1 protein-coding gene is annotated in these 561 nt (G+C 68.1%); it reads left to right on the forward strand.

All coding sequences use genetic code 11. The features are described from left to right. Positions 1-561, forward strand: a 561-nt coding sequence (locus B3873_RS10870) for a tetratricopeptide repeat protein (RefSeq protein WP_286865967.1), incomplete at both ends; no start/stop codon positions are given.

Below are 561 nucleotides of genomic sequence, written 5' to 3' on the forward strand. Positions count from 1 at the left end.
GTCAAGCAATTGCAGCGCGATCTCGAGGGCGCGCGTGCCGACATGCGCCTGGCGCTGTCGCTGGCACCGCGCGCGGCCGATGTGCGGGCCGAGACCCTCTGGGTACTGATCGCCACGCGCGATGCCGCACTGCTCAATCGCGCCATGACGATGTGGGCCCATGATGCCGAGACCACGCCGCAACTGTGGGGACCGTACGCCGCCGCCAACATGTCGCTGAACCGCCAGAACCAGGCGCTGCACTGGTTCCGCAAATCCGGCTTCCCGCACGACGATTACCTGTGGCTGATGAGTTATGCCGAGGCGCTGGATGCCACCGGCCAGCCCGACCTGGCCTGGCGCATCCGCCGCCATGCCTGGCTGGAAGTGCGCAATCCGCAACTGCTGCGCAATGTCCCGCCCGGGCAATTGCATGAATGGCGCGATCGTCTTGCGGCGCTGGCACCGCTGTTCATGAGCGCCGATGACAGCGCCCGCGTCATGCGCGCACTGTTGCGCAGCGATGTGACGCTGCCACCGCGGCCGGACGGCCAGTCCAACCCCGCCAATGGCCCGGCCCTG

The organism is Herbaspirillum sp. UBA812, assembly GCF_002296545.1.
Classification (GTDB): domain Bacteria; phylum Pseudomonadota; class Gammaproteobacteria; order Burkholderiales; family Burkholderiaceae_D; genus Herbaspirillum; species Herbaspirillum huttiense.